Origin of the sequence: Geobacillus kaustophilus (assembly GCF_000948285.1) — a bacterium.
Taxonomy (GTDB): Bacteria; Bacillota; Bacilli; order Bacillales; family Anoxybacillaceae; genus Geobacillus; species Geobacillus thermoleovorans_A.
Genome location: NZ_JYBP01000003.1, coordinates 2604838 through 2618456, shown reverse-complemented (window position 1 = coordinate 2618456; position 13619 = coordinate 2604838). Strand labels below are relative to the sequence as shown.

Here is a 13619-nt window from a genome sequence, read left to right as displayed (position 1 = left end):
AATGGAAAAGGAGCGAATCGATGATGGGTGTGTTCTCACGCTTGAAAACGATCATTGAAGCCGATCTCCATGAATGGCTTGACGAAAAAGAAAAGAAAAACCCTATCGCGCTTCTCAATCACTATTTGCGCCAATGTGAACAGGAAGTCGAGCGGGTGCGACAGCTGCTCGAGCGCCAATATGTGCTGAAAGAGCAGTTTGCCCGCGAACATCGCGAAGCCGAACAGATGGCGGAAAAGCGAAGCAAGCAGGCGGAGGTGGCGGCGCAAGCTGGGGAAATGGAGCTGGCTGAATTCGCGCGGCGCGAGCAGGCGCAATACGCGGAGCGGGCGGCCCGCTTGAAACAGCTGTTCGAGCAAACGAGCCGCGAGTTGTTTGGCTTGGAAGCGAAATACGAAGAGATGAAACACAAGCTGAAAGACATGCAAATGCGGCGCATGGAGCTGATGGGGCGGGAGAATGCGGCTCGGGCGCACTACCGCATCCATCGGGTGGTCAACGGGGACGCCGGCCCGGCGCTGGCGGCGTTTGCCGATGCAGAAGTCTACCTTGACCGCCTTGAGCAGCAAGTTCGTTCCGATTATTACCGAAGCACGATCGATGCGCGCATCGCTCAGCTGGAAAAGCAGTTGCAGGAAGGAAACTAACCGGATATGCTAGAAGGTGTCCCAACAATATAATGGGACACCTTCTTTCATACCTGTGTATGCGCATGAAACATGCCCAATCAATAATATGTTGTGCCTTGATGAGAAGAACATGAAAACAATCTTTTGAGACAACGTTTTTCATTTTAGACAACAGGTGGGATCCCTGCATGCTCGATCAACGGAAGAAAACGGATTATGTCAGTTGGGTTGCGTTGGTGACCCTGCTCCTTTTTGCGATTGAAATTTCGTTTTTTCGCCCGGGCGTGCTGTTTTCATTGAGTATATCAGTCGGTTTGATTTATGTTGGAAGGAAAAAAAGGCATCGGCGGAAAGGAAAATGGCTGTTTTGGCTTGGCTGCATCATGTTGGCAGTTCATGTGTTAACGATGATGGCCGCTCGTTTTGTCATGGTCGCGCTGTTGGGTTATGCCCTTTGGCAATGGTTTCAGTCGAAGCGGCATCCGATGGTGATCCGTCCGCCTATGGCTGAGAACTCGTATGGGGGAGAGGAAATCGTGCGCCGTCAACCGCTGTTTCAAAATGTATGGGTTGGCCGGCAAGCGACCCCAGAACAATCGTATGAGTGGAATGATGTCAATATCCAAACGGGGATCGGGGATACGGTCATTGATGTCAGCTATACTGTGCTTCCGAAAGGGGAAGCAGTCATTATCGTGCGCGGCTTGATCGGCAACATTCAAATTCTCGTTCCGTACGAAATTGAAACACGGCTCGTTCATTCCGCCATTTTCGGCGTTGCCTCGCTGTTTGGAAAGGAACAGGAAAAAATGTTCAACGAGACGCTCATTTATCAAACTTCTTCGTATGATCAAGCGGAGCAAAAGCTAAAAATCGTCACCTCGATGATCATTGGCAATGTCGAGGTGAAACGTGTATGAGCCGGCCGATGCTCGTTTCTGTTTTGCTTGCGCTTCTGCTTGCTGCAGCGTTGCTCGTTTCCTTTTTCTATTTGCTTCCGCCCGGAATGTGGTCGTCTTTGTGGGAGCAAACCGTGATGGGGTTGCCGTTTTTGCTGTTTGTGTTGGCCGTAAGCCTGTGTATGGGGATCGCTGTGGGATTGATGCTTGATTCCTTCTTTCGCAAGCAATGGCAAGCGGTTGTGCAGGCGCTGCGGCGCATTGAACAAGGAGAGATGGGGGAGTTGCATCGGGAAGAGCCGCCGCCGGAACTGCAAGAGCTTTGGCGGCAAATCGAGAAGCTGCAAACGCAATGGCTCGAGCAAACGAAACGCGTGCAAAAATTGGCGGCGGAAAAGGCCGAACAGGAAGAACGACTCGTTGAACGCATTCTTTCCGAAGAACGCACGCGGCTGGCGCGGGAACTGCATGATTCCGTAAGCCAACAATTGTTCGCCGCTTCGATGATGATGTCAGCCGTCATGGAAACGATGCCGCCGGACGATGAACGCCATCGGAAGCAACTGAACATGGTGGAACAAATGATTCACCAGTCCCAATTGGAAATGCGAGCGTTGCTTCTGCACTTGCGGCCGGTGCAGCTGAAAGGAAAATCGCTCCAAGAAGGGATGAACGAACTGCTTACTGAACTGGCGGGCAAAGTGCCGCTCGAGATGAAATGGAAAATCGAAGACATTTCGCTCGATAAAGGAGTCGAGGACCATCTGTTTCGCATTTTGCAGGAGTCGCTTTCCAACACGCTGCGCCATGCGAAAGCGCAGTCGTTGGAAGTATTGCTTATCGAACGGGACGGGTTTGCCATTTTGCGCGTCACCGACGATGGCGTCGGCTTTGATGTGGAACGTTCGAAAAGCGGCTCGTACGGGTTGCAGCACATGCATGAGCGGGCGGCGGAAATCGGTGGAACGTTAAAAGTGGTCAGCTTAAAAGGCCAAGGGACAAGGCTGGAAGTGAAAGTGCCGATTGTGTATAGGGGGGATGATCGTGATCAAGGTGCTGCTTGTCGATGATCATGAAATGGTGCGGCTTGGCGTGTCGGCTTATTTATCGGCCCAACCGGATATGGAGGTGATCGGCGAGGCGGAAGACGGAAAAAGGGGAGTTGAGCTCGCTCTCACGTTGCGGCCGGATGTCATTTTGATGGATCTTGTCATGGAGCCGATGGACGGCATTGCGGCGACGCGCGAAATCATCGGTGCGTGGCCGGAGGCGAAAATCATTGTCGTGACGAGTTTTCTCGATGATGAAAAAGTGTTTGCCGCGCTTGAAGCAGGGGCGACGAGCTATTTATTGAAAACATCGAAAGCGAGCGAAATTGCCGACGCCATTCGCGCCACGTTCCACGGGCAATCGGTGTTCGAACCGGAAGTGGCCGGAAAAGTGATGCGAAACTATCGGAAACAGGAAGAGCGCCTGCCGCATGAACAGCTCACGAGCCGGGAGATGGAAGTGCTTTTGTTGATGGCGCAAGGGAAAACGAATCAAGAAATGGCCGATGAATTGTTCATTTCACTCAAAACGGTGAAAGTGCATGTGAGCAACATCTTCGCCAAACTCGGCGTCCAAGACCGGACGCAAGCGGTCATTTACGCGTTTCGGCATGGATTGGTGAAATGAGGAGTGCTCGAGTGGCGAGGAAGGTGAAAATACGAAAAATCGTCGCTGTGCTCTGTTCATACAAAAACCGCTCCATTTCATTCATGCCGATAAAAAGGTGAAAACGGAGCGGTTTTTTAGCTCGCGGTGGACAGAAAAAATGGCTGGCTAACTGAGAGGAATTACGCTTGTTTGGTCAATTGCCGAAGTTTTCGGTCGTGGTGGAGCACTTTTGTTGTCAACACTTCGACCGAGGCTTGAGTATCTGTCAATTCTTCTTCAAGGTGGTCGATTCGTTCGTTCAGTTGTCTGTTCATCTGTTGCACTTCCTCACGAAGGGAGTCGATTTTGGCCTCAAGACGGGTCTCAACAGCGCGGATTTCTGCCCGGAGTTGTTGTCCCATCTCTTGCATTTCATTGCGGAGTTGTTGTCCCATCTCTTGCATTTCATTGCGGAGTTGTTGTCCCATCTCTTGCATTTCATTGCGGAGTTGTTGTCCCATCTCTTGCATCTCGTTGCGGAGTTGCTGCCCCATCTCCTGCATTTCGTGGCGAAGTTGTTGTCCCATTGCGTGTATTTTGGAGTGCAGTTGTTGCTCCATTTCTTCCATTTTTGAGCTGATTTTGTCAGAATGTTGTTCGAGCGCTTGGAGCACGGCTTGAATGATTGTTTTCTCTTCCACTTTTTCTCACCTCCTCACAAGTATTATACAAAGAAACAGGGCGAGAAAGAAAGAGAAAATATGGTGGTTTTCGTCGAACGTTGACGGTTCGGTTTTGGTTAGGATCGCGCGTTTTCGGTTTATCATGCCGCTCGATTTGCCGTACAATAAACTCATACAAGGAGTAGGCTTTGACCGCAAAGGAGATGACGATGTTGGACGCAGGATGGAAGTTTGATAACAGTTATGCGAGGCTGCCGGAGCGCTTTTTCAGCAACGTCCTTCCCACGCCGGTGCGCGCGCCGAAGCTGGCGGTGCTGAATCGAAAGCTGGCGGCAACGCTTGGGCTCGATGAGGAGGCGCTGCGAAGCGACGAAGGGGTGGCGGTGATGGCCGGAAATGAGATTCCGGATGGGGCGGAGCCGATCGCGCAGGCGTATGCCGGGCATCAGTTTGGTTATTTTACGATGCTTGGCGACGGACGGGCGGTGTTGCTTGGCGAGCATATCACCCCAAGCGGGGAGCGGGTGGACATCCAGCTGAAAGGTTCGGGGCGGACGCCGTATTCGCGCGGCGGTGATGGGCGGGCGGCGCTTGGGCCGATGCTGAGGGAGTACATTGTGAGCGAGGCGATGCACGCGCTCGGCATCCCGACGACGCGAAGCTTGGCGGTCGTCACAACGGGGGAGACGATTGTGAGGGAGACGGAATTGCCTGGGGCGGTGTTGACTCGCGTTGCTTCGAGCCATTTGCGCGTCGGGACGTTCCAATACGCTGCGCAATGGGGGACGATAGAGGAGCTGCGCGCGTTGGCCGATTATGCACTCGAGCGCCATTTTCCCAGCTTTGAAGCGACCGAGAATCGTTATTTGTTTTTGCTTGAACAAGTGATTGAACGTCAGGCCGAACTGATCGCCAAATGGCAGCTTGTCGGCTTTGTCCACGGGGTGATGAACACCGACAACATGACGATTAGCGGGGAAACGATCGACTATGGGCCGTGCGCGTTTATGGACACATATAGCCCGGCGACGGTGTTCAGCTCGATTGATACCGAAGGGCGGTATGCGTACGGCAACCAGCCGTACATCGGGGGCTGGAATTTAGCCCGGTTTGCGGAAAGTTTGTTGCCGCTGCTTGATGAGAATGAAGAAAAAGCGATCGCACTTGCCCAAGAGGCGCTTGATCAATATCCGAAGCGGTATCATTGCCATTGGCTTAGCGGGATGAGGGCGAAACTCGGCCTGACTGAAGAGCAGGAGGGAGATGAGGCGCTGGCGGCGGATTTGTTGCGGATGATGGAGGCGCACTGCGCCGATTACACGAACACGTTCCGGGTGTTGACGTTAGGTGAGTATACGGGGATGGCGCTGTTTGACGCCGCCGAGTTTCGCGAGTGGCATGAGCGATGGCAAACAAGGATCAGTCAAGAATCGGTGTCAAAGGAAGAAGCGTATGAGCGGATGCGCCGCCATAATCCGGCCGTCATTCCGCGCAACCACCGGGTCGAAGAGGCGCTTGCCGCCGCGGTCAACGGCGGCGATTACAGCGTGATGAATCGCCTCCTTCAAGCTCTTTCCGACCCGTACGCCTACTTGCCGGAGCAAGAGGAATACGCTGAACTGCCGCCTCCGTCCGACCAACCGTACCGGACGTTTTGCGGGACGTAATGGTGATGACGCTTTCGTTTAGCGGCAAAGGAGAAACGAATCACCTTTTGCATCGTCTAATTTGGATAGAGGTGGTGTGAGTGAAGCGAAATGTTCTTCTCTTTGCCGCGGCGGGAATGCTGTTTGTATGTGCTGCCGCCTTTTCTTCGCAATTGGCTGAGACGGACAAAACAAAAGAACCATATGCGTCGTTTCGCCAGCCTATCATCATCCGCGATTCGGTTGGCGAGCCGCTTTCGCCCCATGTGAAACAAGCAGGGGCGATGGAAACAACGAGCGAGCCACAGCTGCTGCCTAACGTCGATTTAGAACTTCCGATTGTGATCACGAAGATGCCGCATATCGAGGAAACGAAGAAATGAGGCAGAGCGGCTCAGCCAGGACGTGCTTGAAGCATTGAAAGAAGCGATGTTGTCCGGAGACCCGGCCGGAGAGGCGGCGCAGCGGGCGGCCGATTTGCACCGGCAGTGGCTTGGTTTCTGGTGGAACCATTATTCCAAAGAGGCGCACGCCGGCCTGGCGCGCATGTATGTTGAGGACGAACGGTTCAAAGCGTACTATGACCGCGTGCACCCGGGAGCGGCGGAATTTCTCAAAGAAGCGATTTTGATTTATACCGGAATGAAAGATCGTTAAGCAGCAGGCGGCTCGTCCTAAGAATAGGCGGGCCGCTGTTTTTGCTGGTGATGGATGAAGGGGATCGGTTTGCGGTACAATCAAAATGGTGCATAGGGGGGCGCACAAGGGTTGAACATGGCTATGGAAGTGTCACGCAGGATCCATTAGGCATGGCTGGGCATCCTTGGAGTTGGATCCAATTCTGAAAGTTGTCTGTTAGAAGTAGGAGTCAAGGGAAAAAGAAAGGGATGGTTGGATGGAAACACTGAGACAACGGCTACGGTCGATCGACCAAAAAGGCTATAAGGCATATAAAGCGATCGAAGGTACGTATCGGTTCCCAACGTTTACGCTTGCAATTGACCATGTGCAGGGCGATCCGTTCGCTGAGCCGTCGAAAATTCGCGTGATTGTGCCGCGGGCAAAAACCGTGTTGGCGGCGGAGTGGACTGATACGAAGCCTCGACGTATCCGCTGCGAAGACTTGCTTGCGCGCCGCATCCACCATGCATTGCGGCAATGGCCGCTGCAGGCGCGCGGGTCGGGAAAAAGCGGACTTGTTCTGATTGACGCCCCGGGGCAAAAAGTGTTGGAACGGACGGCCGTGCAAGTGGCTGACGAGACGATTGCCGTTTGTTTGTCGGTCGGTTTGCCGGCGAATGGGCGGCGCATTTTGGCGAAAGAAGCCGAGACCATCTTTTTCGAGCAAATTCCATCCGTCATCGAGCGGGCGGTGTACGGCCTTCGGGAAGAGGACATTCGTGCGGCGGTCGAGCTTGCCGATCAGCAGCACGCCATTCGCCGTTATTTGCGCGAACACGGATTGGTGGCGTTTGTCGCGAACGGTGCGGTTTTGCCGCGGGAAAGCGGAGTGAGCGACAAGCCGCTGCAACGTGGAGCGGTGCCGTTTCAAAGCCCGCCGGAGCTGGAGATTGCGATCCCGGTTCCCCACCGCGCCGAACCGATCAAAGGGATGGGGATTCGCCGGGGGATTACGCTCATTATCGGCGGCGGATACCACGGCAAATCGACGTTGCTTCAGGCGTTGGAGCACGGTGTGTATGATCATGTCGCCGGGGACGGCCGTGAGTTTGTCATCACCGACAGCGGGGCGGTGAAAATTCGCGCCGAAGACGGCCGAAGCGTTGCAAATGTTGATATTTCTCCGTTCATCGGCACGCTGCCGCACGGCAAAGAGACGATGCAATTTTCGACGGAAAACGCAAGCGGCAGCACCTCACAGGCCGCAAGCATGATCGAAATGATTGAAGCGGGAGCATCGGCGTTTTTGATTGACGAAGATACAAGCGCGACGAACTTGCTGATCCGCGATGCGCGCATGCAGGCGCTCATCGCGAAAGATGCCGAACCAATCACGCCTTATATTGACAAAGCGCGCCAACTGTTTCATGACTACGGCATTTCGACCGTTCTTGTCGTCGGAGGATTGGGAGATTATTTCGAGATTGCGGATTGTGTGATCAAAATGGAGCAGTACGTTCCATTTGATGTGACCGCGGAAGCGAAGAGAATCGCCGCCCGGATGCCATCGGGACGGAAAACCGAAGGCGGCGATTCGTTCGGCCGCATCCGTGAGCGCATTCCACTGCCTGTGAGTTTGAACAGCCAAAAAGGAAAAAAAGCAAAAGCTGTCGCGCGCGGACGGCACGTTATTCAGTACGGACAAACCGATCTATTGCTTTATGCGCTTGAGCAGCTGGTCGATGACAGCCAGACTCGAGCGATCGCCGCGGCGCTGCTGTATATGGAGCGAAAAGGATGGCTTGATGGGAAGAAAACCATCCGCCAACTGCTCGATGCGATCGAAGAACAATGGGAGCGGCAAGGGCTAGGCTCCGTTTCGTTCCGAAAAGGGAATCCAGGTGAACTCGCCCGCCCGCGCCGCTTCGAGCTGGCGGCGGCGCTTAACCGGCTGCGAACGCTCCGGTGTGTCCAGCAGTAGCCAGCTTGGAAAGGAGAAAGCCGGTTTGCTTTTTCTTGGCGGCGTTTCCGTGGCAGGCTGGGTGACGGTGTTATTTGGGAGGAGGAATGGCTTGGTTTTTGTTTTTCCCAGCTGCAACAAAAAATTAGGGTCCGCAGGATGTGAGGCAAGGGCGTTTGTTTTCCCTGCTGGCCAACGGAACAATGGACGCTCTTGTTTCAACAGGGGAGGCCGCATGCCCGGTATCGGCCCAGGCGCGACCGGTGCGGGGCCACTGCTCTTGTTCCAATAGACGATGCCTCATGCCCCGGCAAATAAAAAACAGCCGGCAAAATGTGAATGAATCCGCTTTCTGTCGACGCCCTTTCGATTTTGCCTCTAGCGCCATCCACCGATTACGGCTATAATAATGTTTATCAGTGCAACGTGGCGGATGGCGGCGGGAAGCCGCGGGTTGGTTAGGGGGATCAGGGCATGAATAAGTCAAAAGGTTGGATGGAATCGGAAATCAGCAAAGCATTAACGAAATGGGAAAAAGATTTTCTCGGCCGCGGCTCGGTATCGGTGAAAACCGACATTTTGCGCGATATGATCATCGTTTCCTTGCACGGCATCCTGACGCCTGCGGAATACGCTCTTTGCGAATCGAAGGAAGGAATGTTGTCCGTGAAACGGTCGCGGACGAGTTTGGTCGAATCCGGAGTCGATGACTTGAAAGAAATGATTTTTGAAATCACCGGAGAGAAAGTGAAAAGCTTTCATACGGATTTAAGCACGAGAACGGGTGAGCGGGTGATCATCTTTAAACTGTTTAATGATTTGGAGAAACAATTGGCGAACGAACCGTCTTCCTGAATATGAAAAAGTGATTTTTTTGATGAAATGTTCATCAAGTTATTGTATAATTAAAACAACTTTTGTATAGTAACTATAGAATAAAATAATGCGGGACATGGTGTCGGGAGCCCTTCAAAAAACCTACATCAGCTTAGGTTCGTTGAAGGGAAACCGATCAGCGTCTGTTGCACGGCGGGAGATCTTCAAACAATCGCGCGGCGACTGGTTGAAGATAAACCGGCTATGGGCAATCGATGGGCAATGGTGTGGCTTTTCGGCCGCCTTGCCTGATTGACATAGCCGGTTTTTCTTTTTCTCCCGAGCGAAGGAAAAGAAACGACGAGGGGAGGAGAACAACATGACAGTGGAATGGTTTGGATGGGGATGGCTCGCTTCGGTTGCGGTTGTGTTCATCAGTGCGGCGATATGGCTCAATCCGCGCGTGCCGGAGCGGTATGTGCACACGCATGTTTGGCTGTTGCTGCTTCCAGGTGTGGCGGCGGCTGCGGGATGGATCGTCGCCAGCAGCTTGGAGGTCGGGCCGTGGCGGTTTGATGCGATCGGTTGGCTCATTGCCGTTTATATTTCGCTCCTCAGTTGGGCGATTCAACGGTTCGCCGTCCGCTACTTGCACGGAGACCGCGTTTATCGGCTCTATTTTTCGCTGTTGACATGGACAACGCTGGCTGCTTCGCTGACGTGGGCAAGCGGTGATGTGCGCCTCATGGCCTTATGCTGGGGGCTGCCGTTGGCCGGGCTTGTGGCGTTAACAGGGCTGAAAAAAGAGTGGCGGCCGGCCCGGTTTGTCGCCCGGCAAATGGCGGCCGTGTTCCTCCTTAGTTGGCTGGCTGTCGCGACCATTGCCATCTGGCTTGGGACGGCGACCGGCGAATGGACGCTCCCATCCGCGTTGGCGGCGGAGCGATTGGTCCATCTTGCTGCGTGGGAAAAAGCGGTGATGAGCGGGCTTCTGATCGTGGCGGCCATCATCCCTGCCGGACAATGGCCGTTTCACCGCTGGCTGATGGAATCGGCGGTGACGCCGACGCCGGTGTCGGCGGTGATGCATGCTGGGCTCGTCAATGCCGGGGGGCTCTTGCTTTGGCGCTTTTCCCCGCTGTTTAGCGGGACGGGGGTGCATATCGCGCTGTTTGCGATCGCCTTTTGCTCGATTTTGATTGGCACGGGCATCAGTTTGGTGCATGTCGACTACAAACGCCAGCTTGTCGCCTCTACGATGGCGCAAATGGGGGTTATGCTTGTGCAATGCGCCCTTGGCGCCTATGGGGCGGCGGTCGTACACTTAGTGCTGCACGGGATGTTTAAAGCAACGCTCTTTTTGCAGTCTGGTTCCGTTGTGCCGCGAATCGGCCGTGCGGCGCTTCCAAGAGGAAACGGCTTGTTTAGGGGAAGTCTTCTCTTCGGAGCGTTGCTTGGAGCCGCCTTTTGGTTCGCCTCCCCGGATGAACCCGCCCGTCTGCTGAGCGCCTTGTTGCTTGGCGCTTCGGCGGCGGTCGCTTGGGGGCGGCTCGCCGATTTCCGCGAAGGACGCTGGATTGGCCTGATGTCGGCCGCCGTTTTAGCGTTCGGTTCGGAAACGGTTCGCCATCAGTTTTTGGCGTTGCTCCATCGCGGAGAAACATCGATGTTTGTGCCGCCCGCATCTTTCGAATGGACGGCTGGCATCTTGTTTGCGGCTGCGGCATTGGCGGCTGTCTTGCTTGCAAACAAGCGCACCTCGGCGCTTGGTGTCCGTTTGTATATGCATCTCGTTCATCTTGGGGAGCCGCGCCCGGCGGCGATGGAGACGCATCCGCGCTATTTGGCATCCTATATGAAGGAGGGAATGGCTCATGAGTAAAAGTGCCACGTCGCTTGAGCGGTCAGCGAAGGAATCGAAGCCCATCGGCGCTGCTATAGAGGAACGTCCGCTTGCTGCCGTCGTCAGCGAGGCGGCGAAAGTGATTGCGCCGCTTTGGCCGATTTCGGCGTTTATCGTCCGTCACCCGTGGATGGGGCTTGAAGAGCGGACGTTTGCTGATGCGGCCGACCGCTTGCAGTGGGCGCATGGAATTGATTTGTATCCGCCAATGGCGGTCTTTCGCGCGGCGCTGGCCAAAGGGGAAATCGACATCGTATTCCTTGAGCGGAGGCTGCAGCGCTGGCTTGACAGCAAGCCGCTTCCCGTGCGGCGCCATAAGGCGGAGCGGCTGTGCCGCGCTCTCCTTTGGGATGAGGCGGTGCCAAACGATGCCCTTCATTCGCTGGAATGGGCCGACCTCGCGCGGGAAACAGCATGGCGTATGGCGCCTGTCCGGACGATGAGCGCCCATCTTCATGGCATGAGCCAACGCCTTAATCAGCAAATCGTCAAATGGTGCAAGCTGTTTTATGACCAACATGCGGCGGCGTGGGCGCTTCCGCATCGCGAACTAGGGTTTTACACGGCATGGCGCCGGCTCGTTGCCGCCGATCCGGCGTTGTCGAAAGAGGAGCGGAAGCGGCTTGCTGATTGGCCGCACGACGGGGAAGAGGCGCTCCGCCAGGCGTTGGCGAAATTAGGGGTTCGCCATGATGAGGCCGCCGCTTATTTCGAGGCGCATTTGTTGGCGTTGCCCGGCTGGGCCGGCATGGTTGTGTGGCAGTCGCGCCGGACGGGCGGCGAAACGAGGGGATTGATCGATTATTTGGCCGTCCGTCTGTCGCTCGAATGGGCGCTTGTGGCGCCGTATTTGCCGCTTGAACGGGAAGATGATGCGGATGGCGATGATGTGCGCTTATTGTTTGCCGCCTGGCTGTATTGGGGAGAGATGACGCCGGAAGAATGGAAGCGCCTGTCCCAAGAGGAGCAGCAAGCCCGCTTGGCTTTTGTGGATCGATTTTGGCGAATTGACCGGTTCCATCTCTGGCTTGAGGCGTGGGAGGATACGTATGAAGCGAGACTGAAAGAAGCGGTATTGATGCGCCGCAAAGCGGATGAGTCGAAGCCGGCCGAGGCGCAGCTGTTGTTTTGCATCGACGTCCGTTCCGAGCCGTTCCGGCGCCATTTGGAAGCGATTGGCCCGTTTGAAACGTACGGCTGCGCCGGATTTTTCGGTTTGCCGATTCAGACGCGCGCCCTTGACAGCGATGATCCTCATCCATCATGTCCGGCGATCGTCGCGCCGCAACATGAAATCAGGGAGACCGCTGCTCCGGAAGAGGCGCGCCCGTACCGCCGACGTCGTGATGCGTTCCGATTCGTCGGGCAGACGTTTAAAAAAATCAAACAACATTTGTTGGCCGGCCTATTGCTTCCGGAAATGAGCGGACTTTGGCTCGGCCTCCATACGCTCGCCCGCAGCGCGGCTCCGTCTTGGGCCGGTCGGGCTGTCCGCCTGGCGGAAGCGGCAGCGGAACAAAAGCCGAAGACCGCCTTGTCTCTCCACCGCCATGGGTGGGATGAATCGACGGGCTTGCCGATCGGCTTCACAACAGAAGAGCAAGTGCAATATGTGAAGCAGCTGCTCGTCAATATTGGTTTGACGTCTTCATTCGCCCCGCTCGTTGTCGTTTGCGGCCATGAGAGCGAGACGGCCAACAACCCGTACGCTTCGGCGCTCGATTGCGGCGCGTGCGGCGGCGCGGCAGGGGCGTTGAACGCCCGCGTCTTTGCGGCGTTAGCCAACTTGCCGGAAGTGCGCGCAGCGCTGGCGGACGAAGGGATCATCATTCCGGATGAAACGGTGTTTGTTCCAGCCGAGCATATGACCACTCTGGATGAATTGCGTTGGCTCGATGTGCCGCTGTTGTCTGAATCAGCCGAGGCGGCGTTTCGAAAGCTGGAACAGGCGCTTCATGAAGCGAGCCGCCGCGCGAACGCCGAGCGGATGACAAAGCTGCCGCATGTTGGGCGGGCTCCGCGTGATCCGGTGGCCGAGGCGCAGCGGCGGGCTGTTGATTGGAGCGAAATCCGGCCGGAATGGGGATTGGCCGGGAACGCCGCGTTCTTGATCGGCCGCCGCCAGCTGACCAAAGAGGTGAACCTAGACGGCCGCGTCTTTTTGCACAGCTACGACTGGCGGGAAGATCCGACCGGGGAGGCGCTCGCCGGCATTATCGCCGGACCAGCGACGGTCGGGCAATGGATCAATTTGCAATATTATGCCTCAACGGCTGTGCCGCATTATTACGGGAGCGGCGACAAAACGATTCAGACGGTCACGGGCGGCATCGGCGTGATGCAAGGGAACGGCAGCGATTTGTTGGCAGGCTTGCCGTGGCAGTCGGTCGCTGCTTCCGACCATAAGCTGTTTCACTCTCCGCTTCGGCTGCTTGTCATCATCGAAGCGCCGTCTCATTATATCGAGCGGCTGCTCAGCGACAATGAACAATTCCGGCGCAAAGTCCAAAACGGCTGGCTCCATCTTGCTTCGATTGACCCCAACAATGGGGAGTGGGTGGATTGGGAAGGGGATCGCCTTGCTTCTGTGCCGCAGTGCTAGAAAAAAACGCTCTGCCGCTTGCCGGTGCTGTCCGGCGGGCGGTTTTTTCTTGAAGCGAGCGAAGGGCACGGGGCGAGATTTGACCATATGCTGCAGCAGTTCCGCGTTGTGGATGAGCGAAATAAGAATAAATGCCGTCTCTATTGCCATTTTAGAAGGCTGGTGAGGGGAATTTGGTTTCACTAAATCGCCCCCCTTTTAGAAGGGAGGTGAAAAATGGGA

11 protein-coding genes and 1 pseudogene are annotated in these 13619 nt (G+C 55.4%); 11 read left to right on the top strand and 1 reads right to left on the bottom strand.

What is annotated here, in order from left to right; translation table 11 throughout:
• The first annotated feature begins 23 nt into the window (after positions 1-23).
• The 4 genes from LG52_RS13570 to LG52_RS13555 all read left to right on the top strand — a co-directional run bounded on the left by LG52_RS13570 (position 24) and on the right by LG52_RS13555 (position 3205).
• Positions 24-647 (top strand): PspA/IM30 family protein, encoded by a 624-nt coding sequence (locus LG52_RS13570; RefSeq protein ID WP_197071957.1) that lies wholly within the window; start codon positions 24-26, stop codon positions 645-647.
• Between the two features lie 170 nt (positions 648-817).
• Positions 818-1549: a cell wall-active antibiotics response protein LiaF gene (liaF, locus tag LG52_RS13565; protein ID WP_044732329.1), complete on the top strand. Its 732-nt coding sequence runs from the start codon at positions 818-820 to the stop codon at positions 1547-1549.
• Complete coding sequence (locus LG52_RS13560) at positions 1546-2598, top strand: sensor histidine kinase (RefSeq protein WP_044732328.1); 1053 nt, start codon at positions 1546-1548, stop codon at positions 2596-2598. The genes liaF and LG52_RS13560 overlap by 4 nt, the downstream gene beginning before the upstream one ends.
• Positions 2573-3205 (top strand): response regulator transcription factor, encoded by a 633-nt coding sequence (locus tag LG52_RS13555; protein WP_044733271.1) that lies wholly within the window; start codon positions 2573-2575, stop codon positions 3203-3205. The genes LG52_RS13560 and LG52_RS13555 overlap by 26 nt, the downstream gene beginning before the upstream one ends.
• Positions 3206-3366: 161 nt before the next feature.
• Here the strand turns inward: LG52_RS13555 and LG52_RS13550 are convergent, their stop codons facing one another.
• A complete protein-coding gene (locus LG52_RS13550) occupies positions 3367-3867 on the bottom strand; it encodes a hypothetical protein (RefSeq protein ID WP_044732327.1) in 501 nt (166 codons plus the stop codon).
• A gap of 191 nt (positions 3868-4058) precedes the next feature.
• Here LG52_RS13550 and LG52_RS13545 point away from each other — a divergent pair, with 191 nt between their 5' ends.
• From LG52_RS13545 to LG52_RS13510, 7 genes and pseudogenes are all read left to right on the top strand, one after another.
• Positions 4059-5516 carry a protein adenylyltransferase SelO gene (locus LG52_RS13545; protein WP_044732326.1) on the top strand — a complete coding sequence of 486 codons (1458 nt, stop codon included), beginning with the start codon at positions 4059-4061 and terminating at the stop codon, positions 5514-5516.
• Between the two features lie 80 nt (positions 5517-5596).
• Complete coding sequence (locus tag LG52_RS13540) at positions 5597-5878, top strand: hypothetical protein (RefSeq protein WP_044732325.1); 282 nt, start codon at positions 5597-5599, stop codon at positions 5876-5878.
• A pseudogene (locus tag LG52_RS13535) lies at positions 5874-6152 on the top strand (TipAS antibiotic-recognition domain-containing protein); the annotation flags it as partial. The gene LG52_RS13540 and the pseudogene LG52_RS13535, both read left to right, overlap by 5 nt.
• Before the next feature lie 238 nt (positions 6153-6390).
• On the top strand, positions 6391-8097 hold the full coding sequence (locus LG52_RS13530) for an ABC-ATPase domain-containing protein (RefSeq protein ID WP_044732324.1): 1707 nt from the start codon (positions 6391-6393) through the stop codon (positions 8095-8097).
• 453 nt (positions 8098-8550) lie between these two features.
• Positions 8551-8931, top strand: coding sequence for a DUF2294 domain-containing protein (locus LG52_RS13520; protein WP_044732322.1), 381 nt, complete (start codon positions 8551-8553; stop codon positions 8929-8931).
• A 340-nt stretch (positions 8932-9271) separates the two neighbouring features.
• Positions 9272-10774: an NADH dehydrogenase subunit 5 gene (locus LG52_RS13515; protein ID WP_044732321.1), complete on the top strand. Its 1503-nt coding sequence runs from the start codon at positions 9272-9274 to the stop codon at positions 10772-10774.
• Positions 10767-13397 carry a DUF2309 domain-containing protein gene (locus LG52_RS13510; RefSeq protein ID WP_044732320.1) on the top strand — a complete coding sequence of 877 codons (2631 nt, stop codon included), beginning with the start codon at positions 10767-10769 and terminating at the stop codon, positions 13395-13397. The genes LG52_RS13515 and LG52_RS13510 overlap by 8 nt, the downstream gene beginning before the upstream one ends.
• Positions 13398-13619 lie beyond the last annotated feature (222 nt).

What these genes read in the sequence shown, in the direction of transcription:
- LG52_RS13570 (WP_197071957.1), top strand. Translation starts at nt 24, where the DNA reads ATGGGTGTGTTCTCACGCTTGAAAACGATCATTGAAGCCGATCTCCAT.
- liaF (WP_044732329.1), top strand. Translation starts at nt 818, where the DNA reads ATGCTCGATCAACGGAAGAAAACGGATTATGTCAGTTGGGTTGCGTTG.
- LG52_RS13520 (WP_044732322.1), top strand. Translation starts at nt 8,551, where the DNA reads ATGAATAAGTCAAAAGGTTGGATGGAATCGGAAATCAGCAAAGCATTA.
- LG52_RS13560 (WP_044732328.1), top strand. Translation starts at nt 1,546, where the DNA reads ATGAGCCGGCCGATGCTCGTTTCTGTTTTGCTTGCGCTTCTGCTTGCT.
- LG52_RS13545 (WP_044732326.1), top strand. Translation starts at nt 4,059, where the DNA reads ATGTTGGACGCAGGATGGAAGTTTGATAACAGTTATGCGAGGCTGCCG.
- LG52_RS13510 (WP_044732320.1), top strand. Translation starts at nt 10,767, where the DNA reads ATGAGTAAAAGTGCCACGTCGCTTGAGCGGTCAGCGAAGGAATCGAAG.
- LG52_RS13515 (WP_044732321.1), top strand. Translation starts at nt 9,272, where the DNA reads ATGACAGTGGAATGGTTTGGATGGGGATGGCTCGCTTCGGTTGCGGTT.
- LG52_RS13530 (WP_044732324.1), top strand. Translation starts at nt 6,391, where the DNA reads ATGGAAACACTGAGACAACGGCTACGGTCGATCGACCAAAAAGGCTAT.